Source organism: Phocaeicola faecalis (assembly GCF_021730445.1).
In the GTDB taxonomy this organism is placed as follows: Bacteria; Bacteroidota; Bacteroidia; order Bacteroidales; family Bacteroidaceae; genus Phocaeicola; species Phocaeicola faecalis.
The window spans coordinates 1-20,959 of sequence record NZ_JADNRM010000020.1 but is presented as its reverse complement, the minus strand read 5'-3'; the positions used below and the strand labels follow the sequence as shown (position 1 = coordinate 20,959).

Sequence of the window (20,959 nt, the reverse complement as noted above, 5' to 3'; positions counted from 1 at the left end):
TAATAAATATGAAAATAGGTATATTAACTCATCCTTTAAGGACAAATTATGGAGGAATACTTCAAAATTATGCTCTTCAGACAGTTTTAAAGAGAATGGGTCATGAAGTGCTTACGATAGATTGGCATAATGATAAATCCTATATTTATAGGCTTATATCATTTATAAAGCGGAATATGCAGCATTATATCGGAGGAATGAAAAATATTCCAACTGCTTTTAACGTTAATTTGTCTAGGAAGGAATTTCTGTATCAGACAAAATATTTACAGTCTTTTATTGCAGAACATATATCTACCACCGAATATATATCTTCCAGTCAGAAATTAAGTAAATCTTTGTTTTACAAATTTGACGCATATATTGTTGGTAGTGATCAAGTGTGGCTTAAATCTTACTTTCCACATACATTTCTTAATTTTACAGGAGATTTAAATGTTAAGCGAATATTTTATGCTGCTTCTGGAAGATTGGATTGGATGAAAGATGGATTTCAGCAAGATTTATGTGCCAAATTAATTAAAAAGTTTGATGCTATTTCAGTAAGAGAAAATATATCCATAGCTATTTGTGAAAAATATTTAGGTGTAACTCCTACTTTAGTATTGGATCCTGTTTTTCTTTTAGAAAATCAAGATTACTTTCAATTGATTAAGAATATTAATGTAACTAAAAAAGACGGACTTGTTACTTATATTCTCGATAAAACTGAAGATAAAACAAAACTTATTGGAACAGTCGCGTCTAAGTTAGGGCTAAAAATATTAACTGCAAATCCTAAATTAGAAAATGGATTTATTCCTTCTATTGAAAATTGGTTGGCAAGTTTCTATTATTCAAAATTTGTAATAACAGATTCTTTTCATGGAATGGTTTTATCTATTGTTTTAAGAAAACCATTTATTATTTATGCAAATCCTAAAAGAGGAATTGAACGATTTAAAACTGTTTTATCTCAATTCAAATTAGAGAGTAGATTAGTATATAGTTTTGATGATTTTTATGAAAAATCAACTTGTTTTGATGATATAGACTATGCTTCTGTTGATATAATTTTGAAACAAAAAAGAAAGGAGTCTTTAGACTTTATAATAAAATCATTATCAAATGAAAAAAAGTAGTTTAAAGCAAATTGTTTGTTTAATGCTCTACTATTCAGTAGCTTATTATTTGCCAAGTTCCTATAGTAAGCCTTTTGGAAGAATGTCAAATAAAATTAGAGTGCTATTATGTAGATGCATATTTTATAAATGTGGAAAGAATATTACTATAGAAAGAAAAGCTAATTTTGGAAATGGCTTATCTATTGAGATAGGTGATTATTCAGGTATAGGAGTTAATTGTGTTGTTCCTAGTAATATTATAATTGGTAAATATGTAATGATGGGACCTAATGTCTACATATTATCCCAGAACCATTCTTTTAATAGAACAGATATTCCAATGTATTTGCAAGGGTATATTAAATCGTATGCGAGGACAACGATTGAAGATGATTGTTGGATAGGTAGAAATGTAACAATGACTCCTGGGAGACATATTAGTAAAGGCTGTATCATAGGCGCATGTGCTTTGTTGAGCAAAGATTTTCCTGAGTATTCTGTAGTTGGAGGAAATCCGGCTAAATTAATAAAAATGAGAAAATGAACAAAGTGTTATTATTTTTAAAAGATGCTTGTAAAATAAGATATTGGAGTATATATATCCTTTTTATTTTCTTTTTTATAGTGTCTTTTGGAAAAGGAACAGGGGCGCATTATTCGTATGCACCTTTTTTGGTCTTATTTTCTATAATAATAATATTCAATAATTATATAGTTGGCTCATCATACTTGATTAAGCCATTATTAGTAATGTTGTTCTGTGCTTTAATATCATCTTGGCACTATCTTTATTTTATCTCTCCTAATTATAATTATATTGAATATATTTCATATTCGATATTACCTTTTTTAGTATCTCTTGTATTTTATAAATTTATACATATTGGTTCTAAGACAGGACAAGTCGTTATAGCTATGTTTATGCTATTTTTTTGTGTTGGTATATATAGGTATTTTAGGTCAGAAATGATGAGCAAGATGATGGCTTTCACACAGCATCAAAATAATGCTTTTTATCAAGTTTTAATGCCATTACCTATTTTATTTTTATCAAAACATAAACTATTAAAACTTATTTTTTTGTTAATGGCAATCTTGATTTGTGTATTGTCAATTAAACGTAGCGCTATTATTTCTATTGGAGTAATTGCATTACTATACCTTTATTTTAATATAAATTTTAAGCAAAATGGTATTAAGACTATGGTATTAGTATTGGCTTTTGTCAGTGCTTTTTTTTCATTTATGGATACAAGTGAAATTGTTAAGCGGTTTGATATGCTATTACTCAGAATGGCAGAGATATCTTCAGATGGAGGTTCTGGAAGGACAGATATTCTTAGCAGATTTTTCAGGGAAGATATTCATGATATATTCGTACCACAAAACTTTCTATTTGGCTGTGGATTCGAAGGAGTGCATAATAAGTATCATAATTTGGCTGCATTACATAATGATTGGGCTGAAGTATTTTATAATTATGGAATGGTTGGACTAATATCTTTAGCGATATTTATGTGGCGACTTTTTAAAGTTACTTGTGAATCTGCTAAAATTAAATCGGATAATGCTTTTGCCTATTCATCAGCTTCATTTATTTTTTTACTCTATTCCTTAGTAGGTGGAAATTTTGTGTTTATAAATACATCTTTGCCTTTATTCGCATTTATAGGAATATCGGAAGCTTTAAGAAATCAAAATAAAATATGATTGATATATTAGAGTGGCTTTATGCCCAAATCAGATTTAGTAAATGTGAGTTTAATTTTATATGTCGTGTGATTCGATTCCTTATAAGGTGTTTGGTTAACAATATTTATCCTTTATATTTAAGAATAACGTTAACTCCATCTTTAAATGAATCAAAATGTTCAAATCCTAAGATAATTATATCATTCACTTCTTTTCCAAAACGAATCGATAGAGTTTGGATTGTTGTTGAGTCTATTTTAAGACAAACATTAAAGCCTGATAAATTAATATTATGGCTTTCACTTGAACAATTTCCAGATAGACAAATTCCAAAAAGCCTTAGATACCTTATTAGTAAGGGGCTTGATATACGTTTTGTTGAGGGCGATATAAGATCACACAAAAAATATTTCTATTCAATTCAAGAATATCCTAATGATATATTAGTCACGATTGATGATGATATAGTTTATCCTTCAAAGTTCTTAAAAATACTATATTCCTATTATTTGAATGATCCTACTAAAGTATATTGCAAATATGCTAGGCAAATAGTAATAAGTGCTGATGGCCAATTAAACAAATATTTGAAATGGAACAAAATTCATTTTCAGGGAGTAGATGAAAATTTGATCTTTTTTGGTTCTGGTGGAGGTACATTATTTCCTCCTCATTGTTTTTATAAAGATATAATGAATCTTGAATTGGCAATATCTTTATGTCCCATCGCTGATGATGTTTTCTTAAATGCTATGGTTAGACTAAATGGCACTAAAATAAGTGTCATAGATTTAAATTATACATTCATACCTATGAGCTTTGAGAATGATGAAAGATTGGCCGATTCTAATATAGAAAATGCGAATGATATCCAATTGAATAACATAATTTCTTATTATCAAAAAAAAGGATTGATTATATGGAAAAAATGAAAAAATTAGTTTCAGTAATTATACCAACATATAAACATGCTGACACTTTACTACGTGCCATAAATAGTGTACTCAATCAAACTTATCAAAACTGTGAGATTATTGTAGTGGATGACAATTCCCCCGATTCTAAAGAAAGAGAAGAAACTCAAAATGTAATGAAACAATTTATGGGTAATAGAAGTGTCCAATACATACAACATAAGCAAAATAAAAACGGTTCTGCAGCTCGTAACACAGGGATAGGGGCATCAAAAGGAGATTTTATCATGTTTCTTGACGATGATGATGAATTTTATCCTAGGAAGGTTGAAAAGCAAATTTCTGCATTGCAGTCTTTGGATAATAGTTGGGGAGCTTGTTACACCAATTATGAGTGTAAATTGGGAAATCAATTGCTCTATACTTCTGTAGAAACAATACAAGGAAACATTCTCAAAGAACAATTAAAAAGAAATGTTTGGTTGGCTGCAGGTTCTAATATGATGGTTCGTAGGTCTGTTATTGAGGATATTGGCTTATGGGACGAGTCATTCAAAAGGAATCAGGATGTGGAATATTTTGCTCGCATTGCCTCTCAATATAAAATAGCCTATGTTCCCGGTATAGAATTGTGTATATATGCTTTCCCTAAAAAAAGAACACTTGGTGTGACTTATGAAGAATTAACAGCTAAGTTTATTGAGAACTTTAAAAAATATATAGATGCATTTTCTAAAACAGAGCAAAAAGAAATATACCTTATGCTTAATCTTCAGATATTTAGAAATTATCTATTTTCTCGCTATGATTTAAAGTCTGCTTTTAAGATGATAGCTATTAATCGTGTTGATGCTTATAATGCTTTTATATACTCTTGTCATCTTGTCTATCGTAAGATTAGAAAGATTGGTATTGGCTATAGGATTCGCTAACAGCTTATTTTAAATAATTATGTTTCTTATAACTGTTTAGTCCAACAAAATGATAAATGGCTATTTTCATTTAAATCTTAACAATTACTATCAACCTTCTATTAACCATGACTAATTTGTCTTATATAGAACAAGGAAACTTTCTTTATCGCTACGATATAATAAAACCACCCGCCGAACTGACAACGACATTCGTGAATCCTGAGTATTCGGAAGAAAGAATGGGTGAACGAAAAAATCAAGCCGGACTTTTCTTCTTTTTCTCAAATGAAGAAGTGGCAAGGAATACTGCTAAGGTATCTATTGATAGGAATGGGAAAGATGGGTATTGGTTGACGGAAGTAAAAGTAAAACGTAATTTACTATTATTAAATTTGGCACTGTATGTGACGCAATCCGTGGATATAATAGATATCTTGTTGGATGAAGGCATTCCTGTCTTTGATTGTGGATTTGTGATACACGAAGGCAGAAATCGTAAGCGGCTGGATGGTGTAAAACAAATGTATGGGGAGTATTTGGTTGCGTTGGACGGTATGCGTCAGGCTACAGATGATGAAGAGAGTCGCCGATACACGAATTTGGTGTTCTCGCTTAAAGCTGCTATTAATGATTATATAGGTGCTCCTTTGCTTCCATTTGCTTATTTGGGTCAAGTACTCACAGATTTTGAAAATGGTTCTGTTTTTAAGTCGTTGTTGGCTGAGAAGAAATACGATGGCTATGTGTTTGATGAATCTAAGGGCGGTCATACTGTGTGTTTGTTGAATGCTGATGACTTACAAATAAATAAAGTGGAATTAGAAAAATGCCAAAACAAAAAATAATTCGTGCCTGCACAGTACCTCAGTCTTTAGGTTTTGTCTCAGGTATGCTTTCTGATTTGCAAAAAAAGTATGAAGTAATTTTATTGTCATCTTCCGGTCCCGAATGGGAAAAAGTACATAAGTCCCATCCCGATATAAAGTGTATAGAAGTGAATATGGAACGCCATATTTCACCGGTTAAAGATATAAAGTCTTTGTGGCGGTTATGGCATACATTCCGTAGGGAAAAACCACAGATGGTGCATTCCATGACTCCCAAAGCCGGTTTGCTCTGTATGATGGCTGCGTGGATGGCGGGTGTACCTGTACGTGTGCATACCTTTACCGGATTGGTATTCCCCACGGCTGCCGGGGTGAAAAAGAAAATTCTTATGATGACAGACCGGCTTACTTGTGCCTGTGCCACACATATTATTCCTGAAGGAGAAGGAGTGAAGAAGGACCTTTTAAGTAATGGAATTACAAGGAAACCCATGAAAGTATTGGGCTACGGAAACTGTCGCGGAATAGATTTGGAACGTTTTGACAAGACGCAGGAAGTTATGGAACAGGTCGGACGATTGCGTAAAGAGGGTGTTTGTACTTTTATTGCAGTGGGACGTCTTGTAGGGGATAAGGGCATAAATGAATTGGTAGAGGCTTTTGTGAGGTTGAACAGGGAAAACAGTAATACACGTCTGGTTCTTGTTGGGAGTTATGAAGCACATCTCGATCCCCTTAAGCCTGAAACGCTCTCTCTCATTAAAAATAATGATGCCATTGAAAGTGTAGGTTCTCAGGGTGATGTGCGTCCTTGGTTTGCGGCATCGGATGTGGCTGTACTTGCATCTTATCGGGAGGGATTTCCGAATGTAGTCATAGAAGCCGGAGCAATGGGCTTGCCTCAGATTGTGACTGACATTAATGGTGCTAACGAGATAATTATAGAAGGTGTAAATGGTACGATTGTTCCGTCAAAAGATGCGAATGCTCTTTATGATGCCATGAAGCGTATGCTTGATGCCGGTTATCGCAATGCCCTTGCAAAGAATGCCCGTAAGTGGATTGCTTCCAGGTATGAGCAGGGGTTTGTGCACAAATGTTTATATGATTTTTACGATACTTGCTTCTGAAAAAATAGAGACAGTTATTTAGATGCTGACAGTGAAGCTCTTTTGATTAAAAAAATGTTGTTGTGATAGGAAATCTGAAAAGGAATTCGTTTCTTTGTTGCAAAGAATAAAGCTATAATGAAAACATTACCGGAATACATTACCTTATTGCATAGCTATATGCAGCAAAATGCATCAAAATATGGCATTTTGCGTATGGGAATTTTTGGCTCGGTAGCTCGCAATGAACATACACCCACAAGTGATGTTGATATTTATGTAGAAGGAAAGCTCCACGGATTTTTTGCTTTGGCAGGTATAAAGCAAGAATTAGAAGAATTGCTTGATTGCAAAGTAGACATAGTGCGGTTGCGCGATAAGATGGATTCTTTTTTACGTGAAAAAATACAAAAGGAGGGTATTTATGTATGATACGTTGATTGCTTTCCATACGCTGGAGCTAATACAGGAATCTTTAAAATAAAATATGTCTTCGCTTTTCCGGAATATCATGCTCTGATGATTTTCTAATGAGTGAAAGTGGCATGATGAAATTAGACAGTATCTGTATGAAACTGACTGCGATAGGTGAAAGTATAAAGAATCTGGATAAAGTAACTAATAGGGAACTATTGATTCAATATCCGGAAATCCCATGGAAACACGTGATGGGTATACGTGATATAATTGTACATCATTATTTCGATGTAGATGCTGACGAAATTTATCGTATTTGCCAAGAAGACATTCCGCAATTACATCGAGTGATAACGCGGATGATGGATGATTTAAAGATAGTCTAAATATTTACGAACCCGCAGAAGTGGAACGCATGGCAAGAAATGCTCGTCCGTTGATTGTTTCCCGTTATGACCGACAAATAGTAATGACAGAACTTACAGAGAATTAAAAACTTTAATAGCTTGCAGAAAAAGATGAAAAAATTTTGCCTTCAGTTTCTTATTCATTCTTTTTGTATTAGAGAACAATAGGCAAAAGGAGGATACGGATATGAAAGTGGATTTTCAAGTTATGTTGGATTTAATAAAACAGAATGTGCATGAAGTGGAGCCTACCGCACAAGTTTGGCTCTATGGTTCGCGTGTTCGTGGAGAGGCTCATGAGGATTCGGATTGGGATGTTTTGGTACTTTCTGCTAAAGATAAATTGTCTTTCAAAGAGGAAGAACGTTTTATGGATAACATTTGTAATTTGATGGTAAGTACCGGACAAGCTATTCAATTGTTTGCTTATGGTGTGAAAGATTGGCATACCCGCCATGCAGTTACTCCTTTTTATCAGAGTGTGCAGTCGGAGGCTGTTTTATTATGAATGATGCAGGAGAAAATATGACGGCTTATGTCCGTTATCGTTTGGAAAAAGCGCAAGAGGTGTATCAGGCCGCAAAGGTGCTGTAGGATGCATCCCAATGGAATTCTGTGATAAATCGTTTATATTATGCTTGTTTTTATTCAGCATCAGCTTTGTTGTTATATAAACATATTCCTGCAAAAAGCCATTCCGGTGTTATCGGACAATTTTCTGAGGCTTTTGTCCGTCAGGGGATAGTTGACATAGCTACTTTCAGAGTTTATGCCAAATTATTGAATTGGCGGTCTAAGGGTGATTATAATGATTTGTTTGATTTTACAAAAGAAGATGTGGACTCTATGATGGAACCGACGAAAGTTTTCATAGATAAAGTGGATCATTGATTGATTTGCCATAACTGTTTCACTGCGTAGCTATTATTATGAATGATGGCACCGGGAACAGAACTTGCTTATAAAAAATAAAAAGGGGTTGTGTCAAAACGTGGATAATGCTGTCGTTTCGTTCGTAGGGGCGAGGTTCGCTCGCCCGAAAACAGTTTACTTTGTGTCTTCGGGCAGGCAAACCCTGCCCCTACAGTTGACGATTGGATAGGCTGGCTTAGTTTTGACACACTCCCCTCCACTAATAGAAACGATTTTATAAATCCTCATATTCCCGGCTTGCCTTGAAACAAGGGCGTGCGCACCATTCTCTTAAATATCAATAATGATATGTACCAAATTTGTACGCGATTGTATTATTCACTATCTTTGTTTTAAATTAAAATACATAATGCTATGTTGGTTATAAGCAGTAGAGAATTTAGAGACAACCAGAAGAAGTATTTCGATTCGGTTGATAATGGTGAGCAGGTGATTGTCCAGAGAGGGAAAGACCGTTCGTACAAACTTGTTCCTGTCACGGATAGTGATGTCTGTATGACTGAGGAAGAGTTCTACGAAAAGATAGACCGTTCTATCCGGCAGGCAAAAGAAGGCAAAGTATTAAGAGTATCATCAGATGATGACCTTAAAAAGTTGCTTTATGATTGAGTATGAGCTGGAGTTTACCCAAGATGCGTTGGATGATATCCAAAGGCATAAGAAGAGCGGGAACAAACCCCTGCTCAAGAAATTGGAGAAACTGCTGGGGGAACTAAAGCAGCATCCCACAACGGGCACCGGACAGATTGAGCTCCTAAAACACTATAAGGAGGAAACCTGGTCGCGGAGAATAAACGATGAGCATAGGCTTGTCTATCGTGTTAAAGATGAGGTAGTGACAGTCCTCGTATTATCGGTGTATGGGCACTACAAGTAAGAAATGGATGGCAGCCTATTCATAAGCTTATAAAAAATAAAGGCTTCCGGCATACACCGGAAGCCCTTCACTAATAGAAACGATTTTATAAATCCTTATATTCCCGGCTTGCTTTGAAACAGGGGCACGCTTTATGAACATTCGTAGAGAGTTCATTGTGTCCCACGATGCGTGCCTCGGGATAATCCAGCCGCAGTTGCCGCAACAGTGCTATCAATGCTATTTTCTGTTCCACAGTCCGTGTGTCGGCAGGGTGTCCCTGTTCGTCCAGACCGCCTTCGTAACACACTCCGATGCTGTGCTCGTTGAAGAAGCGGGCGTGGGCGCCGATGTGGTCTGTGGGGCGGCAGACATGGGTGATGCCGTCGCGGGTGATGTAGAAATGATAGCCGATATCGGCAAACCCGCGCTGCTGCACATGGCAGCGGCGGAGGGCTTCTACCGGGAAGCTGCGGTCGGCACGCGTGGCGGAACAGTGGACCACTATCAAGGCTATGCGCCGGTAGTTCTGATACTGTGAACTGATGTTGTCGTAAGTCATTCTTATTAAGAATTGAAAATTAGATACAACTTTGGATGCCTAGCACACCGCCTATGGCGGTGGCTACTGCAATAATTACTTTGAGTATGATACTCCAGGTTGATTTTCCTTTTTGTTTTTCCATGGGTGTAATGTTTTTAAAAGTTATACATTTTTTTGTGTATTCGGGCGGACACACGGGTCCGCCCCTACGAGCTAGACTGCCGGTTCTTGCTTGGACTTGAGCAGGTCTTCCACCACTTTTCCTTCTTTCTCCGCGCGCAGTGCGGCTGCCTGTGCGGAACGGCTGGCAACGGGTTGGAATTCCAATGAGCCGAAAATGGTCTTCAGGTCTTCTCCGGGGATGTACTGGATGTTGACACCGGTGATACATGAGGCGGTAAACTTCTCCAGAGTGTCTGCTCCGCGACTGGTGATTTGAAGGCGGAACTTGCCTAAGTCGCCGAAGTCTACCTGCTTGCCTTCCTTCAAGGCTTCCAGCAGGTTGTCTACGGTAGCGGTCAGGACTGCCACTACATCGGCGCGGCTCACGGTGGTCTGTGAGGACACACGTCTGCTGAGCTGTTTCAACGAAAGTTCACCGTTCATCTGTGCTGTGGCGTAAGCCATCGGTGATGCTTCCCTTTCCTGGGGATTGGGGCGGAGTGCCACACTGTAATTCAATGCCATAATGTTACTGTTTTTAAATGGTTAATATTAATTGAACATTACAAAGATAGCATTGCGGAAGAAGGGAAAAGTGAAGCGGCATGAATGCCGGTGAAGCCCTGTGACACAGTGTGACAGGTTATGAATAAAGATGAATTAAAGCACTTGATATAGTTGGCTATGTGGTTGATTTTCATTACATTTGTTCTATTAATCAAATGGAAAAATGATATGAATCAGAGAGAAGAAGAGATGGAAGGATGGCCGGTGAAGCCCTATTACAAACGAGACTTGGCGGTGGCATACGCTCCCGATATCACTCCGGTGGCTGCGCTGAACCGTCTGGCCTCATGGATACACCACCACAAGGTGCTTTACCGTGCTTTGGCGGATTCGGGCTATGCCGACCGGCAGCGGATGTTCAACTCGGTGCAGGTGGAACTGATTTTCCGGTACTTGGGAAGACCTTAGAAGAGACTTTGGAAACACTCTTGGAAGAGGAGAGGTCGGAAAACGAAAGTAAGAAAAAATCTTAGAAGAGACTTTGGAAGCACTCTTGGAAAGACGTCGGAAAGGGCGTTAAATACGTATATATGCATGGGCTGACACGTACGTCCGCGTAGCCCCACACATATATACGTGTAGCCTCACACGTACGTCCGCGTGAGGCGATGCTTACGTCCGTGTGTGAGGCTGCCTGCGGTGGCATTTTCACTCCGCATTGCACTCCTCTTCGCTTTCATGCTCCTCATATCGTCCGCAGGGGTGGCGGGTGTAATACACGGTTCCTGTGCGGCAGAGCTCCTGGTCGCGTACCTTCAGCATGTCGATGCGCGTAAAGGCGCGGTCGGGGTCTGACACACGTGAAACGGTGAGGATGAAATCCGCCAGGTTCGCCCAGTTTGCACTGCCCGATATGGTGTACATATTGATGGCCTCCAGTTCGTTTCGGCCGTTCACGGTCTTCAGTCCGCGCGGATGGGCCACGATGACCACCCAGATGTGGTTTACGCGTCCCCAGGTCTGGAACTTGGTGAGCATGGCCTTGATGCTTTGCGTTTCGGTCTCGCCGTTGCCGCTTTGTGTCTCGATGAAAAGATAAGGGTCTACCACCAGATATTTCAACGGACGTGTGCGGCGCACCCGGTCGGCACGGTTCAGTATGTTTTCGGGGGTGGGCGGCACTTCGTGCATGTCCAGATGAATCATGTGGGTGTCCAGAAAGTCAAGATAGGGTGTCAGTTGTTCGTCGGTGTAGGCAGTGGTGTTGGCCTTGCCCAGCATCAGTCCCACCAGCCGGGCGATGTGTTTGTTCTTGTCGGGAATCTCAAAGGAGAGATAGCATACAAACCGGTCGGTCTGCTGCATGATGCGGCAGGTCAGGTCGTTCAGAAAATCAGTCTTGCCGCTGTTGGGCATTCCGGTTACGATGATGAGCCCGCCGATGTCGGTGGGATGGAAGATACGGTCGGTCAGCGGGCCGTATCCCACACTGTAACCGTGGTCGTATTCGCCGTGAAGCACGCGGATGACTTCATCCTTCCGCTCGGCTACGGTGATGATATCGGTGGTGTGGCGCGCGCTTGCTCCGTCGACGACGCTGCGCACCACTTCGATGCCGTATTGCAGCATCACGTCGCCTATGTCCTTGCATCCGCCGGGCAGGGTGACAAAGAGGCAGCGGGCGTTGAAGTAGTCCGTCAGCCGTTTGGTCAGTGTGCGGCCGGGCAGGTCGGTGTCACCGCAGACAACGATGTTTTCCACCTGTTCCAGCCATGGGAGAAACGCTTCGAAGGATTTGCCTAAGTCGCTTGCGGCTCCTGAGGGTACGCTGATGACATAACGGTATCCGGCTTCCGCCAATACCAGTGTGTCCTTTTCGCCTTCCACCACGATGACTCGCGGAATGGTTTCCTCCTCCACCAACAGGGGGTTGAGGCACTCGATGTTGTAGGGGGCGCAAGGTGTAGTGGGCGAGTCTTGGGCCCAGAACTTGCTGTAGACAGTGGGTTTTCCCTCTTCCTGCCTGGCTGAGGGCGAAGGGCTGCACGAGCGGTATTTGGCGTTGACAGGGTGGCCGTCCACATAGTTCACGTAGGCGATGCAGGGATACACGGCAGAGGCCTGCTCGGTCTTGTTCTCACTGTCCTTGGTGATGCAGTAATGGCGCAGACAGCCTATATGGGCTGCCATGGCGGTGGAGAGGGAGATGCCCTGGTCTTGGAGGTAGCGGCGTGCGGCAAGCTGGTCGGGGTCGGTACAGTCGGGCGAGTCGGTGAGAGGCTTGATTTTCTGCATCACTTCGTCGGTCAGGGACTTGTAGTCCGAGGGCAGCATGGGCACTTCGCCCTGCACGGTCGAGGTGTCGCTGCGGGCGGGATTGTTTCTGTTGTTGCGGTGTGTCGGAGCATGTCCGGCGCTTCCCGGAGTATATCCGGAAAACATGGGACGGTCGGAACGACAATAATCAGTCAGTATGCCGTTGAAGTCGCATCCTGCATAGAAGCAGTGGTACACACCTTTTGCTTTGGAGATGGACAGGTGGGGTGTTCCGCATTTGGGACATACGGCAACAAAGTTCTTTCCCGCACTTTTGCGGTCGGGGAAATCTGAAAGGGAATAATAAGGCTTCATATCAAATTAAAAATTATAAATTAAAAAATAAAAGTTCATGGTAAGCGGGGAACGGACTCACGGTTCGGAGCACTGACCGCCGGTGTCCACCCATTCTTTGGACAGGATGTTCCAGATGGCGGTATCGCAGGGTCGTGGCGGTGCATCCGCAGGAATCTCTACTTTCCCGTCTATGGGGTCGTCATAGTATCGGATGTCCTTGTCGGCATCTTTCCATTCGAATGGCGAGACGGGGCGGAATTCGCGGAGTTTTTTGCGGTGTTCCTCCAGGTTTTTCAGCAGCGTTTCACCCAGTTTCTGCGTGGCCTGCTGTATCAGTTTCTCCCCATGCCGGGTCTTGATAAGGTTCTGCAACCAGATGATGCGTCCGTTGTGCGATGTTTTTGCGAACGTGGACTGGGCGTCGAAGTGGGGAATGAGGAATTCGTTCACCAGAATGACCAGTGTATCCAGTGCCCGCCGGCGGGTGTAGTTGCGGTCGGTGGCGATGCGGTCGATAATCGGTACCAGTATCGCCTGCTTCTCTTCGGGATTGGCGTTGATTCTGTGGAAGAATTCTTTGGCGGATGAAGAAGCTTTTGGAGCTTCATCGCCGTAAGGCGTTCCGTCAGGATTTTCCGAAGGAATCTCTGAAAGATTCTCCGAAGGATTTTCCGAAGGATTTTCCAAAGAATTCTCCGAAGGAGATATATTATTATTTATATTATATAATATATTATTATTCGTTTTTGAATTTGTTTCTGCGGGAGAAACCGCCAGAGAAACCGCCGGAGAAACTGCGGGAGAAACCGGAGCAGAAATAGACTTCGGCAATTGGTGATGCCATAAGGGAGTGAAGAATGCAAGAATTTCGGTTCGGTTTTCATTCCATACCAGTTCGAATGATTTGCATTTTTTGATGTATTCCAATATGTCCGAGGTATGTATGGTTTTTAGGGCCAGACAAATCTGATAGAGGTTGTTGATGGGGTACATTCCCTCTTCGTTCATGAAGTTGGGCATACCCAGATATAAATCCAGCAGTTTCAGACAGGCAGAGTCGCTGATTCCCCATACCTTCCATTGGTGAATCATCTTCTGTATTTCACAGATGGAAATGTTTTGTTTCAATGCTTTTATAGCCATAAGAGATATTGTTTGAATTAATTCTAGCGAAGTTAGCAAAGAATAAATTGGCGTTACTTCCCGCTAGGGAGAAGTAAAAGAACGCTTGTTGTATATAATTAACAATTAATAAAAGAAAGTAAGATGAAGAACAGACAGTTCGACACAGAGAAGTTGGCGGCGAGCATCAAGGTGCTTGTTAAAGCTGCCGGATTACGTAATTTAGAGGTTTGTAAGGAGGTTCGCATGAGTCCCTCTTGTTACTACAAAACTCTTAAAGGCAAACAGATGATTTGAGTTTTTATGCTGTTATTATTCATTTTCTGATTCTCAACTGCCGTGATTGCGGTGTGGAAATTCAGATGGAAGCGGTGAAGCGTGAATGGTGGAATGTGGTCATGGAGAATGAATGGGAGTTGAAAACGGTAGATAAAAATAAGAAAGACCATGTATCGTAAGTATTTAAAGCGTTGGTTTGATTTTGTCATTGTGCTGTGTGCCGGCTGTCATTTGTTCGATATTGGTTTTAGTCACCTTGTGTGGTATAAAAATAATAAATAACATATTAAAGAATGAAAACAGTAATAGTTTTTGGAGCGACTGGTAACTTGGGTGCTTATGTTGCGCTCCACCTGAAAGCTGTAGGATATGACGTAATTGCTGTGGGGCATCGTAAGAATGATAATGGCTTTTTCGCTTCAAAAGGTATGAAATATTATTCGGTGGATATAATGAATCCGGAAGAGTTTAAGCAATTGCCTTCAGAACACATTGATTGTGTGGCTCATTTCGCGGGAGAATTACCTTCTCGTTATTCTTTCGATGCAGCCGGATTAGTGAAATCAATCACCATTGGAACGCTCAATGTACTCGAATATATGCGTTCGTGTGGTTGTAAGAAAATCATTTTTCCGCAAACACCTTCGGATATGTGCAAATATCATAATAATGGTTCTGTGATACCGGTGGATGCTCCTCGTCATTTTCCGCTTACCGGTGACCATAGTGTATATACCATTGCTAAAAATGCAGCGGTGGATCTCATCGAGCATTATCATGCCGAGTATGGATTCAGCCGTTTCATATTGCGTTTTTTCACCATCTATCAGTATCATCCCAACGCTTACCACTATCGTGATTTCCAGTTTCATCTAATGCCCTATCGTATGCTTATGGACAGGGCTTCAAAAAGTCTTCCGATTGAAGTGTGGGGAAACTGCAAAAAGGCCAAAGAGATGGTTTATATCAAAGACTTTGTACGGGTGGTAGAAAAGTGTGTGTCATCTCCGCTTGAAGGCGGTATGTACAATGTGGGTAATGGATGGCAGGTATCGCTTGAGGAACAGATAAAGGGTATCATCGAGGTATTTTCTCCCAAAGACAAACCTTCCCAGATGATTTATTGCCCTGAGAAATCCGACCCTTTGGAGAATGCTTTCGATGTGAGCAAAACGTTCAGCGAACTTGATTATAAGCCAGAGTTCAGCTATATTGACCAACTTCGCGACTTTAAGAAAGAAATGGAAGAGGAGCCTATGGCTCAGTTGTGGGGTGTAAAGACCGATTATCCCAAGAACTGTAAAAAATAGATGAGATGTATGCGCATTTTTTAAAACGTATTATAGATTTTTCGATAGCATTGATGGTTCTTTTGGCCATTAGTCCTGTCTTGTTGGTAATCACCATTCTTCTTTATGTTTTCAATGAGGGAGCCGGAGCATTTTTCTTACAGGAACGTCCCGGTTTGCATGGAAAGATATTTAAAATTATAAAATTCAAGACGATGAACGAGCGCAAGGATGCATCGGGCAGACTTCTTCCGGATGTGCAGCGTATCACGAAATTTGGTCGGTTTGTACGTAATACTTCTATCGATGAACTTCCACAACTGTTTAATGTGCTGAAAGGCGACATGGCATTGATTGGTCCACGTCCGTTGTTGGTAAAATATCTCCCTCTTTACAGTAAAGAGCAGATGCGTCGTCACGATGTCCGTCCCGGCATTTCCGGTTGGGCGCAGTGCCACGGACGTAATAATTTGTCATGGACAGAGAAGTTTGAGTTGGATGTGTGGTATGTGGATCATATAAGTCTGAAAACAGATTTGGTGGTAATCTTTACTACTATTAAGAAAGTGCTTTTGAAAGAGGATATCAATACATCTGAGAAAACTGCAACAGTAACAATGGAAGAATTTAATGGTGATAACTAAATAATACTAACAATGAGAACAAAACAGGTATTCAATTATTTGTCCAAGTGTAATAGAAGAATAAAAGAGTTAGCAAAAGTTAATAGGGGGGGGTATTTCTCAATATGGTTTGATTATCTTTGGTGCGCAGCAAGACATGGTTGCTTAATCCGTCAATATGTGTATGGTGACTTTTATAGACAATCATCTATTGATAGAAAAGAATCTATGACATATCGACGATTTGTAAAAGTCTTTAAAAGGCTAAACCATCCTGATTATGTTCATTTGTTGGAAAATAAAAGAGATTTTAATATACACTTTGCTCCATACGTACAGCGTGAATGGATGTATATGCCGGAAACAGACTTTACCACTTTTTGTAAGTTCGCTGATAAGCATAGTTTTGTTATAGTAAAGCCTTTGGATTTGTGCGAAGGGAAGGGTGTTCATGGGGTGCAGTTGCCGAAGGATGAGGACGAGAGAAAGAAAGTTTATGAAGAACTTTCCAAAGAGAATATAATGGTTGAGCAATGCATTAAACAGCATAAAGATATGAATATGGGTGGTCGTTCGGTTAACACTATAAGAATGCACACTATACTTGACAAAAGTGGAAATGTCCATTGTTTTAAATCGATATTACGTGCAGGGATTGGTGATGCTATTGTTGATAACTATTGTGCAGGAGGGTGTTGCTATGAGGTTGATTTGGAACTAGGTGTTCTGATTACTCCTAGTTTCTCAAAGGATCATATAAAACACAAAATACACCCTGGAACGAATAAGATTGTCTATGGTTATCAAATACCTAATTGGGATAAAGTAATCGTGGATATTACAAATGCTGCAAAGATGCTTCCTCAATGTCGTTTTATAGGTTGGGATATTGCAATAACCGATGACGGTATTGAATTGATAGAAGGGAATCATAATCCGGACTATGAGCTTATGGAGTTTTTCGGTACGCATGGTTGGTATGCAAAGACTAAAGAATGGATATAGTTATGAGAGAAAGATTGGAGAATTTTTTATTAGAGTTGCTCTCTTCACGGATGGCAAAACAAGCTATAAATTTAGAACTTGTTCCTAAACTGCAAATTACGAAATGTGTACCATTAACAAAGCAGGAGTGTAATGAGGTAGACGATCTTTGGAGTTGTATCAGTGCAAAAAAAGATTATAGGAGTTGGTCATTCTATAAAACTCATTTGAGGTTTAATCCGGCTTTTGTTCCAGATGATTTGTATGTTAAATATATGCTCCGGGTGCTGAATCCAATACGTTTTGTGTATTGTTTGCAAAATAAAAATATGTATCCGTTGCTGTTTACTGATTTACCTAAGCCTCAGACTGTGATGAACTGTATAAATGGTGTAGTGTTTGGAGAAAATAAGATGTTTGATTACAGAAATTTAAATAATGTAAATGTTTTTCAGGGGGGTAAAACAAGTGATTATAAAACCATCAGCAGATAGTTGTAGTGGTAATGGTGTGCAACTTTTGGATTTGGATTCATTAAATGAACAGGAATTGGCAGCTAAGTGTCAATCGATGGGAAATTTTTGGATTTGTCAGAGTGTAGTTCGTCAGAGTGCCAAAACGTCACAATTTAACAAAAGTTCTTTAAACACATTCCGCATTAATACATTGTGCCTTAATGATAAAGTTAGTGTAGTAAATATAATATTCCGTCATGGACGTGAGGGGACTATTGTTGATAATGGTGGTGCGGGTGGCATTTGCTGTGGATTGGATGCTGAAGGTCAGTTTACGGGATTGGCTTTTGATTCAAAATTAAATAGATTCAAGAAGACCGCTTTTGGTGAAGCCTACTCTAAGGTGAAAATATCAGAAGTGGGAAACCTTGTGGAGCTTGCTTTATGGAGTCATAAAAGATATCTTCCTATGATGGGACATGCTGCTTGGGATTTTGCTTTAGATGAGAATGATAAGCCGGTTTTTATTGAAGTTAATCTTGGGTGGCCAGGTATAATTCTGGAGCAATTATGTAATAACTCTCCTATATATGATAATCGCACCGAAGAGGTGATTGAGTATGTAGTTTCTCATAAAGACAGGTTAGAATGGACTGACTTTGTTGGTCATTGGACTTAAATATAAAATGAATCAGTTATTGAAAAATGTAGTACAAACCCCTTGTTTTTTGTTGGATGAGCAAGAATTGAATAGGGGAATTAGCGAGTTTTATAAATCATTGAGAAGACGTTTTTCACATTGTACTGTAGGTTATTCAGTAAAGACAAATTCTCTGCCGTATGCTGTAGCGAAGGCAAAGAATTTCGGTTGCTTTGCTGAGGTCGTTTCAGATGATGAATTGGAACTTGCTTTGGCGTGCGGCTATGGGATGAAAGAGATTATCTTTAATGGACCGATGAAATCGAAATCCCGATTTCTTGAAGCTGTAATGAACGGTGCGGTGGTTAATGTTGAAACTCATCGCGAAATAGCTTGGTTGAAGGAACTGCCAGCTGATGGACATTATAAGGTTGGTATCCGGCTTAGTGTGAATATTTCGGATATTTCTCCTGAAGATGCTGAAGGTGAGAATGATTTTAGTCGTTTCGGTTTTAATGATGTAACGGAAGAGTTCTCTAATGCTCTTGAAGCAATAAGAAGTATTCCTCAGGTAAGATTGGCAGGATTGCATATTCATCGAACCAGTCATAGTAGAAGCGTCCGATTTTATCAAAACATTGTTGCTTATGCTGCAAGTGTAATCAAGAAGTATCAATTGGAGCTTGATTATCTCGATGTAGGTGGTGGCTATTATGGTATTTTTCACAATGCTCCCACCTTCGATGAGTACGCAGAAGCTATCTATGAATCTCTACAGAAACAAGGATTGGAGAAACTGACTATTATCGTAGAACCGGGTAATGCGCTGACTGCTGCTGCTTTCAGCTATTATTCGAGGGTAATTGATACGAAGCATTTGCCCGGTTGCATTCTACTTACAACAGATGGTAGCCGTAATGATGTGGATCCTTTTTTTCGAAAAGAACGGTATATGACAGAAATATACAGGGGAAAAGAGGAGGCGGAAGTTGTGCCGTTACAAATAGTGGCGGGTGCGACCTGCTTGGAGTATGATCAATTGTTCCGATTGGAAAACCAACCGGAGTTGTGTGTAGGCGATATCATCGAATATAAAAATGTGGGTGCCTATACCTTAACGTTGACACCGATGTTCATTAACTATTTCCCAAGGGTATATTCACTTTCTTCCGATGGCGTGAAGTTGGTTCGTGATAAATGGACGGCAAAAGAATATATGCAAAAATCAAATATATGAATTCAATGAAACCTAGTATTTTGTTTTGTAGTGCAGGTCGGCGTGGCCGCTTGCTTCGTAATGCACAAGAATCAATCGGCTCAAAATGTGACATCAATGCAACCGATAATAATGCAACAGCTCCCGCACTTTATTTTGCGACAAACGAATATGTTGTTCCGCGCATCAATGCTCCCGAGTATGTTGATACAATAATCAATATCTGTAAAAAAGCTAATGTAAAGGCTATAACCACGCTCATTGATCCCGAGATTGAGATTCTTTCCGCAAATCGTGAGAGGTTTCTGAAGGAGGGTGTGTTGCCTCTTTGTCCTGCTGACGAGATTACCGCCCGTTGCTGTTTTGACAAGTATGAAATGTTTAAATATCTCACAGAGAAAGGTATTCCCACTCCACTGACTTATCATGATTTTGATGAGTTTAAGAAGGGGGTGGATGAGGGTAAAATCTCTTTTCCTGTGTTTATGAAACCCATGTGCGGTAGTGGCAGTGTGGGGGCTCATAAAGTGAATACAATGGAGCAAGCTGAGGCAGATTGGTTCTCTGGCGAACATGATTACATTATTCAGGAATTGATGACTGGGGGAGATTGCGATGCGGATGTTTATGTAGACGCTATCAGTCATAAAGCTGTCGCTGCTTTTTCTAAACGTAAGATTGAAACCCGCATCGGTGGAGCTAGTAAGACAATTTCCTACAAAGATCCAGCGTTGTTTACTTTTATTGAAGAAATAACCTCGGTGTTCAAGTTTGGTGGACCGCTTGATATGGACTTTTTTATTAAGGATGGTCAGTATTATTTGTCAGAAGTGAATCCGCGTTTCGGCGGTGCCTATCTGCATGCGTATGGGGCGGGTGTCGATTTCTTCCCTCTTATTTGGAACAACATGAATGGGATAGAGAATAACTCGCAGATAGGGCAGTATGATGAAGATGTACTGATGTTGATGTACGATGATGTGGTGATACGAAAGAAATCCGATTTGGTTAATGATGATTTTTCTATGCTATAATGTCTATTCCTTTTGTCTCTGTCTTCCCCACATGAGCGAAGACGGACATGGCACCGGGGCAACTTGTTTCGGATATGAAGATTGATGTAGTGATAAAAAAAACGTTCTTCACGATGAGAATATAGTCGTTTAATTTGTTATCTTTGCAATTATAATCAAACTTCAATGTCCATGCTTACAGATGAATTTCCCGAAAGATATGTCAACCCCTATACCGATTTCGGATTCAAACTCCTTTTCGGCACCCCAATGAACAAAGACCTGCTGATAGATTTTCTTAACTCTTTGCTTCATTTGGAGCACGAGATAACGGATGTTA

29 protein-coding genes are annotated in these 20,959 nt (G+C 40.0%); 24 read left to right on the top strand and 5 right to left on the bottom strand.

Annotation, left to right across the window (positions count from 1 at the left end):
• Window positions 1-8: 8 nt before the first annotated feature.
• The 13 genes from IR173_RS15580 to IR173_RS15520 all read left to right on the top strand — a co-directional run bounded on the left by IR173_RS15580 (window position 9) and on the right by IR173_RS15520 (window position 9,193).
• A complete protein-coding gene (locus tag IR173_RS15580) occupies window positions 9-1,121 on the top strand; it encodes a polysaccharide pyruvyl transferase family protein (RefSeq protein WP_237040437.1) in 1,113 nt (370 codons plus the stop codon).
• Complete coding sequence (locus tag IR173_RS15575; protein ID WP_237040436.1) at window positions 1,108-1,647, top strand: acyltransferase; 540 nt, start codon at window positions 1,108-1,110, stop codon at window positions 1,645-1,647. Before IR173_RS15580 ends, IR173_RS15575 begins: the two co-directional genes overlap by 14 nt.
• Window positions 1,644-2,813 carry an O-antigen ligase family protein gene (locus IR173_RS15570; protein WP_237040435.1) on the top strand — a complete coding sequence of 390 codons (1,170 nt, stop codon included), beginning with the start codon at window positions 1,644-1,646 and terminating at the stop codon, window positions 2,811-2,813. The genes IR173_RS15575 and IR173_RS15570 overlap by 4 nt, the downstream gene beginning before the upstream one ends.
• Window positions 2,810-3,727: a hypothetical protein gene (locus IR173_RS15565; RefSeq protein ID WP_237040434.1), complete on the top strand. Its 918-nt coding sequence runs from the start codon at window positions 2,810-2,812 to the stop codon at window positions 3,725-3,727. The genes IR173_RS15570 and IR173_RS15565 overlap by 4 nt, the downstream gene beginning before the upstream one ends.
• Window positions 3,715-4,641: a glycosyltransferase family 2 protein gene (locus tag IR173_RS15560; RefSeq protein ID WP_237040433.1), complete on the top strand. Its 927-nt coding sequence runs from the start codon at window positions 3,715-3,717 to the stop codon at window positions 4,639-4,641. The genes IR173_RS15565 and IR173_RS15560 overlap by 13 nt, the downstream gene beginning before the upstream one ends.
• A 221-nt stretch (window positions 4,642-4,862) precedes the next feature.
• Window positions 4,863-5,468: a hypothetical protein gene (locus tag IR173_RS15555; protein WP_237040432.1), complete on the top strand. Its 606-nt coding sequence runs from the start codon at window positions 4,863-4,865 to the stop codon at window positions 5,466-5,468.
• Window positions 5,450-6,580 (top strand): glycosyltransferase family 4 protein, encoded by a 1,131-nt coding sequence (locus IR173_RS15550; RefSeq protein WP_237040431.1) that lies wholly within the window; start codon window positions 5,450-5,452, stop codon window positions 6,578-6,580. Before IR173_RS15555 ends, IR173_RS15550 begins: the two co-directional genes overlap by 19 nt.
• A gap of 117 nt (window positions 6,581-6,697) precedes the next feature.
• Window positions 6,698-6,991 (top strand): nucleotidyltransferase family protein, encoded by a 294-nt coding sequence (locus IR173_RS15545; protein ID WP_237040430.1) that lies wholly within the window; start codon window positions 6,698-6,700, stop codon window positions 6,989-6,991.
• Window positions 6,992-7,104: 113 nt separating this feature from the next.
• Window positions 7,105-7,362, top strand: coding sequence for a HepT-like ribonuclease domain-containing protein (locus IR173_RS15540; RefSeq protein ID WP_237040429.1), 258 nt, complete (start codon window positions 7,105-7,107; stop codon window positions 7,360-7,362).
• A gap of 208 nt (window positions 7,363-7,570) precedes the next feature.
• Window positions 7,571-7,891, top strand: coding sequence for a nucleotidyltransferase domain-containing protein (locus tag IR173_RS15535; protein ID WP_237040428.1), 321 nt, complete (start codon window positions 7,571-7,573; stop codon window positions 7,889-7,891).
• Between the two features lie 107 nt (window positions 7,892-7,998).
• Window positions 7,999-8,274, top strand: a complete 276-nt coding sequence (locus tag IR173_RS15530) for a HEPN domain-containing protein (RefSeq protein ID WP_317207947.1) — start codon at window positions 7,999-8,001, stop codon at window positions 8,272-8,274.
• A 396-nt stretch (window positions 8,275-8,670) separates the two neighbouring features.
• Complete coding sequence (locus tag IR173_RS15525; protein WP_237040426.1) at window positions 8,671-8,925, top strand: prevent-host-death protein; 255 nt, start codon at window positions 8,671-8,673, stop codon at window positions 8,923-8,925.
• Window positions 8,894-9,193 (top strand): Txe/YoeB family addiction module toxin, encoded by a 300-nt coding sequence (locus IR173_RS15520; RefSeq protein WP_237040425.1) that lies wholly within the window; start codon window positions 8,894-8,896, stop codon window positions 9,191-9,193. Before IR173_RS15525 ends, IR173_RS15520 begins: the two co-directional genes overlap by 32 nt.
• Window positions 9,194-9,278: 85 nt before the next feature.
• Here IR173_RS15520 and IR173_RS15515 read toward each other — a convergent pair whose 3' ends face one another.
• From IR173_RS15515 to IR173_RS15505, 3 genes are all read right to left on the bottom strand, one after another.
• Window positions 9,279-9,734 (bottom strand): N-acetylmuramoyl-L-alanine amidase, encoded by a 456-nt coding sequence (locus tag IR173_RS15515; RefSeq protein ID WP_237040424.1) that lies wholly within the window; start codon window positions 9,732-9,734, stop codon window positions 9,279-9,281.
• Window positions 9,735-9,753: 19 nt separating this feature from the next.
• Window positions 9,754-9,858, bottom strand: a complete 105-nt coding sequence (locus tag IR173_RS15510; RefSeq protein ID WP_177794604.1) for a smalltalk protein — start codon at window positions 9,856-9,858, stop codon at window positions 9,754-9,756.
• A 71-nt stretch (window positions 9,859-9,929) separates the two neighbouring features.
• Window positions 9,930-10,403 carry an HU family DNA-binding protein gene (locus IR173_RS15505; RefSeq protein ID WP_237040423.1) on the bottom strand — a complete coding sequence of 158 codons (474 nt, stop codon included), beginning with the start codon at window positions 10,401-10,403 and terminating at the stop codon, window positions 9,930-9,932.
• 210 nt (window positions 10,404-10,613) lie between these two features.
• Here IR173_RS15505 and IR173_RS15500 point away from each other — a divergent pair, with 210 nt between their 5' ends.
• The gene (locus IR173_RS15500) at window positions 10,614-10,853 is read left to right on the top strand and encodes a DUF4248 domain-containing protein (protein WP_177794600.1); all 240 of its coding nucleotides are present in this window, start codon (window positions 10,614-10,616) and stop codon (window positions 10,851-10,853) included.
• A 240-nt stretch (window positions 10,854-11,093) separates the two neighbouring features.
• On the opposite strand, the gene IR173_RS15495 is transcribed toward IR173_RS15500, so the two are convergent.
• On the bottom strand, window positions 11,094-13,016 hold the full coding sequence (locus IR173_RS15495; RefSeq protein ID WP_237040422.1) for a bifunctional DNA primase/helicase: 1,923 nt from the start codon (window positions 13,014-13,016) through the stop codon (window positions 11,094-11,096).
• A gap of 57 nt (window positions 13,017-13,073) precedes the next feature.
• On the bottom strand, window positions 13,074-14,141 hold the full coding sequence (locus IR173_RS15490) for a hypothetical protein (protein WP_237040421.1): 1,068 nt from the start codon (window positions 14,139-14,141) through the stop codon (window positions 13,074-13,076).
• 123 nt (window positions 14,142-14,264) lie between these two features.
• On the opposite strand from IR173_RS15490, the gene IR173_RS15485 reads away from it, so the two are divergent.
• The 10 genes from IR173_RS15485 to IR173_RS15440 form a co-directional block, all read left to right on the top strand.
• Entirely contained in the window at window positions 14,265-14,417 is a 153-nt protein-coding gene (locus IR173_RS15485; protein WP_237040420.1) for a hypothetical protein, read from the top strand.
• Entirely contained in the window at window positions 14,414-14,578 is a 165-nt protein-coding gene (locus IR173_RS15480; protein WP_237040419.1) for a hypothetical protein, read from the top strand. Before IR173_RS15485 ends, IR173_RS15480 begins: the two co-directional genes overlap by 4 nt.
• A gap of 114 nt (window positions 14,579-14,692) precedes the next feature.
• On the top strand, window positions 14,693-15,709 hold the full coding sequence (locus IR173_RS15475; RefSeq protein WP_005940557.1) for an NAD-dependent epimerase/dehydratase family protein: 1,017 nt from the start codon (window positions 14,693-14,695) through the stop codon (window positions 15,707-15,709).
• A 5-nt stretch (window positions 15,710-15,714) separates the two neighbouring features.
• Window positions 15,715-16,332: a sugar transferase gene (locus tag IR173_RS15470; protein ID WP_237040418.1), complete on the top strand. Its 618-nt coding sequence runs from the start codon at window positions 15,715-15,717 to the stop codon at window positions 16,330-16,332.
• A gap of 12 nt (window positions 16,333-16,344) precedes the next feature.
• A complete protein-coding gene (locus tag IR173_RS15465; protein WP_237040417.1) occupies window positions 16,345-17,316 on the top strand; it encodes a sugar-transfer associated ATP-grasp domain-containing protein in 972 nt (323 codons plus the stop codon).
• A complete protein-coding gene (locus IR173_RS15460; RefSeq protein WP_237040416.1) occupies window positions 17,307-17,789 on the top strand; it encodes a hypothetical protein in 483 nt (160 codons plus the stop codon). Before IR173_RS15465 ends, IR173_RS15460 begins: the two co-directional genes overlap by 10 nt.
• The gene (locus tag IR173_RS15455; RefSeq protein ID WP_237040415.1) at window positions 17,764-18,429 is read left to right on the top strand and encodes a sugar-transfer associated ATP-grasp domain-containing protein; all 666 of its coding nucleotides are present in this window, start codon (window positions 17,764-17,766) and stop codon (window positions 18,427-18,429) included. The genes IR173_RS15460 and IR173_RS15455 overlap by 26 nt, the downstream gene beginning before the upstream one ends.
• Window positions 18,430-18,436: 7 nt before the next feature.
• Complete coding sequence (locus IR173_RS15450) at window positions 18,437-19,627, top strand: type III PLP-dependent enzyme domain-containing protein (RefSeq protein ID WP_237040414.1); 1,191 nt, start codon at window positions 18,437-18,439, stop codon at window positions 19,625-19,627.
• A 5-nt stretch (window positions 19,628-19,632) separates the two neighbouring features.
• Window positions 19,633-20,640 carry an ATP-grasp domain-containing protein gene (locus tag IR173_RS15445; protein ID WP_237040413.1) on the top strand — a complete coding sequence of 336 codons (1,008 nt, stop codon included), beginning with the start codon at window positions 19,633-19,635 and terminating at the stop codon, window positions 20,638-20,640.
• A gap of 171 nt (window positions 20,641-20,811) precedes the next feature.
• Window positions 20,812-20,959, top strand: a 148-nt coding sequence (locus tag IR173_RS15440; RefSeq protein ID WP_237040472.1) for an Rpn family recombination-promoting nuclease/putative transposase, incomplete at its 3' end; no start/stop codon positions are given.

Excerpts from the sequence above, each read along its gene's own strand:
- IR173_RS15580 (WP_237040437.1), top strand. The coding sequence starts at position 9 with ATGAAAATAGGTATATTAACTCATCCTTTAAGGACAAATTATGGAGGA.
- IR173_RS15575 (WP_237040436.1), top strand. The coding sequence starts at position 1,108 with ATGAAAAAAAGTAGTTTAAAGCAAATTGTTTGTTTAATGCTCTACTAT.
- IR173_RS15570 (WP_237040435.1), top strand. The coding sequence starts at position 1,644 with ATGAACAAAGTGTTATTATTTTTAAAAGATGCTTGTAAAATAAGATAT.
- IR173_RS15565 (WP_237040434.1), top strand. The coding sequence starts at position 2,810 with ATGATTGATATATTAGAGTGGCTTTATGCCCAAATCAGATTTAGTAAA.
- IR173_RS15560 (WP_237040433.1), top strand. The coding sequence starts at position 3,715 with ATGGAAAAAATGAAAAAATTAGTTTCAGTAATTATACCAACATATAAA.
- IR173_RS15555 (WP_237040432.1), top strand. The coding sequence starts at position 4,863 with ATGGGTGAACGAAAAAATCAAGCCGGACTTTTCTTCTTTTTCTCAAAT.
- IR173_RS15550 (WP_237040431.1), top strand. The coding sequence starts at position 5,450 with ATGCCAAAACAAAAAATAATTCGTGCCTGCACAGTACCTCAGTCTTTA.
- IR173_RS15545 (WP_237040430.1), top strand. The coding sequence starts at position 6,698 with ATGAAAACATTACCGGAATACATTACCTTATTGCATAGCTATATGCAG.
- IR173_RS15540 (WP_237040429.1), top strand. The coding sequence starts at position 7,105 with ATGATGAAATTAGACAGTATCTGTATGAAACTGACTGCGATAGGTGAA.
- IR173_RS15535 (WP_237040428.1), top strand. The coding sequence starts at position 7,571 with ATGAAAGTGGATTTTCAAGTTATGTTGGATTTAATAAAACAGAATGTG.
- IR173_RS15525 (WP_237040426.1), top strand. The coding sequence starts at position 8,671 with ATGTTGGTTATAAGCAGTAGAGAATTTAGAGACAACCAGAAGAAGTAT.
- IR173_RS15520 (WP_237040425.1), top strand. The coding sequence starts at position 8,894 with ATGATGACCTTAAAAAGTTGCTTTATGATTGAGTATGAGCTGGAGTTT.
- IR173_RS15515 (WP_237040424.1), bottom strand. The coding sequence starts at position 9,734 with ATGACTTACGACAACATCAGTTCACAGTATCAGAACTACCGGCGCATA.
- IR173_RS15510 (WP_177794604.1), bottom strand. The coding sequence starts at position 9,858 with ATGGAAAAACAAAAAGGAAAATCAACCTGGAGTATCATACTCAAAGTA.
- IR173_RS15505 (WP_237040423.1), bottom strand. The coding sequence starts at position 10,403 with ATGGCATTGAATTACAGTGTGGCACTCCGCCCCAATCCCCAGGAAAGG.
- IR173_RS15500 (WP_177794600.1), top strand. The coding sequence starts at position 10,614 with ATGAATCAGAGAGAAGAAGAGATGGAAGGATGGCCGGTGAAGCCCTAT.
- IR173_RS15495 (WP_237040422.1), bottom strand. The coding sequence starts at position 13,016 with ATGAAGCCTTATTATTCCCTTTCAGATTTCCCCGACCGCAAAAGTGCG.
- IR173_RS15490 (WP_237040421.1), bottom strand. The coding sequence starts at position 14,141 with ATGGCTATAAAAGCATTGAAACAAAACATTTCCATCTGTGAAATACAG.
- IR173_RS15485 (WP_237040420.1), top strand. The coding sequence starts at position 14,265 with ATGAAGAACAGACAGTTCGACACAGAGAAGTTGGCGGCGAGCATCAAG.
- IR173_RS15475 (WP_005940557.1), top strand. The coding sequence starts at position 14,693 with ATGAAAACAGTAATAGTTTTTGGAGCGACTGGTAACTTGGGTGCTTAT.
- IR173_RS15470 (WP_237040418.1), top strand. The coding sequence starts at position 15,715 with ATGTATGCGCATTTTTTAAAACGTATTATAGATTTTTCGATAGCATTG.
- IR173_RS15465 (WP_237040417.1), top strand. The coding sequence starts at position 16,345 with ATGAGAACAAAACAGGTATTCAATTATTTGTCCAAGTGTAATAGAAGA.
- IR173_RS15460 (WP_237040416.1), top strand. The coding sequence starts at position 17,307 with ATGGATATAGTTATGAGAGAAAGATTGGAGAATTTTTTATTAGAGTTG.
- IR173_RS15450 (WP_237040414.1), top strand. The coding sequence starts at position 18,437 with ATGAATCAGTTATTGAAAAATGTAGTACAAACCCCTTGTTTTTTGTTG.
- IR173_RS15445 (WP_237040413.1), top strand. The coding sequence starts at position 19,633 with ATGAAACCTAGTATTTTGTTTTGTAGTGCAGGTCGGCGTGGCCGCTTG.